Raw genomic sequence first — 2042 nt, 5'->3', positions numbered from 1 at the left:
AAAAAATCTTAGTATTTATTTACTAAGATTTTTTATTTATCTTTTTTGCAATATTTACTTATTAAAATTTCTATAGCTAATGTGTCTCTAACTAGTCCATTTTTTATTTTAAAATCACTTTCTAGTATCGAATTTAATATATCTATTATAATTTCATCAGAAAAGTTTTTAGTTTGTTTTAATGCTTTTCCTACAACAAAAGGATGTAATTTTAATCTGTCAGCTATACTTTTTGAACTATGTCCCTGTAATTGTAATTGTCTAACCTGAATAATCACTTTAAATTGTCTTGCTATCATAGAAAATATTCCAAATACAGACTCACCTTCATAAAGCATATCACTTAAAATTTTCATTGCATCAGAAGAATTTTTTTCTCCTATATAATCAATTAATTTAAAAATATCATTCTCTACTTTCTTTTGAGAAAGTTGATCTATTATATCATTAGTTACTTTATTTTCTTTTCCAACAAAAGAGCTTATTTTATTTATTTCATTTTCTAAGTCAGATAAAGTTTTTTCACTATTTTTATCTCTATATCCTTCTTGCTCTATAAAGTACATTATTTGTGCATTATCTATTACAACATTATTAAGTTCAAATCTTTTCTTAACCCATTTAAACAAGTCCATATCAGATAATTTATCACAATTAAATACTACTCCATTTTTAGATATCTTTTTTACTAAAGATTTCCTTTTATCTACATCTCCATATACAACTAAAACTAATATAGTAGTGTTAGGTGTATTTTCTATATATTCAGTAAAATATTTTTCATCATCATCAGTAAAATTCTTCTTTTTACCTTTTAATAATTCAAAATCTTTTAATATAACAACCTTCCTATCATCCATAAAAGGCAGTGTCTCTATAGTACTTATAATCTGATCTAGAGTTGTTTCTTTACCATCTATAATATCTAAGTTAAAATCAACCATTCCATCATTTAAAGTTGATTTAATCTCTTTTAGTGCATTTTCTATTAAATAATATTCTTTACCATAAAAAAGATAAGTATTTTTTAAATTTCTATTCTTTATATCACTGATAATATCCTTGTAGTTCATTTGATTGCTCCTTTATAGTTTTCATTTCTTTATAAATCATATATGAAAATACTACTATATAATAAACAATTACATAGTTTAGTTTTGGCTCTTCTATAATAATATAAGCAAACTCTAAATCACTAATTTTTTCTAATAGTACATATATAATTTCTAAAATAACTTTATTGATATTAGCTACTGCTTTTGCTATATGTATATTTATTTTAAATAATATTAAACTTAATATAGATAAATATATAATTATACCTATAAATGGTACTATAACTATATTACTAAAAACAGAAAGTAATGGTACTCCCTTAAAATTATAATATATCATAGGTATAGTTAATATATTAGAAGCTATTGTTAATGAAATTATTTTTACTTTTAATTTATTATTTATAAAACCATAGAAATATATTATAGACAATGTAGCTAGAAAAGACAATTGGAAACTTATATTATATATAATATATGGATTATTTGCTACAAGTAATATCCCTATAAAAGATAATGTAGATATTTTATCATTTTTACGATCTAAGAAAAAACTCAAATATAAGATTATCATACCAATTATAGCTCTTACTATAGATGGTGAGTTACCTACCATAATTGAATAAAACATCATTATAATAGATAGTAATACTAATTTGTATATCTTATTAATACGTCCTATAATAAATATTATAAGTACAGAAAGTATTCCTGTGTGAAGTCCAGATATAGCTATAATATGACTTGTACCTGTTCTACTAAACATTAAATTTTCATCTTGTGATAAATCTTCTCTTTGTCCTAGTATTACAGAGTTTAATAAGTCTGATTTTGATTTATATAAGTATCTAAAAGTATTACTCACATAATCCTTCATTTTATGTAAATTTTCATAAATTTTATTATTACCTAGTACATTAAATTCTTCTATATATATTAACCCTTCATATCCAATACTTTTTAAGTATCTTCCATAATTAAAATTAT

The 2042-nt window shown here is 21.9% G+C and carries 2 protein-coding genes; both read right to left on the bottom strand.

The features are described 5' to 3' along the window. Positions 1–32 precede the first annotated feature (32 nt). Positions 33–1073 carry a DNA polymerase III subunit delta gene (holA, locus tag G3997_RS02090; protein ID WP_296647321.1) on the bottom strand — a complete coding sequence of 347 codons (1041 nt, stop codon included), beginning with the start codon at positions 1071–1073 and terminating at the stop codon, positions 33–35. Further along, positions 1048–2042, bottom strand: a 995-nt coding sequence (locus tag G3997_RS02085; protein WP_296647314.1) for a ComEC/Rec2 family competence protein, incomplete at its 5' end; no start/stop codon positions are given. The genes holA and G3997_RS02085, both read right to left, overlap by 26 nt.

Source organism: Romboutsia sp. 13368 (assembly GCF_018336475.1).
Taxonomy (GTDB): Bacteria; Bacillota; Clostridia; order Peptostreptococcales; family Peptostreptococcaceae; genus Romboutsia.
Note: the sequence above shows the minus strand (reverse complement) of the source record. Positions and strands in the feature narration are given on the sequence as shown.

Excerpts from the sequence above, each read along its gene's own strand:
- holA (WP_296647321.1), bottom strand. The coding sequence starts at position 1,073 with ATGAACTACAAGGATATTATCAGTGATATAAAGAATAGAAATTTAAAA.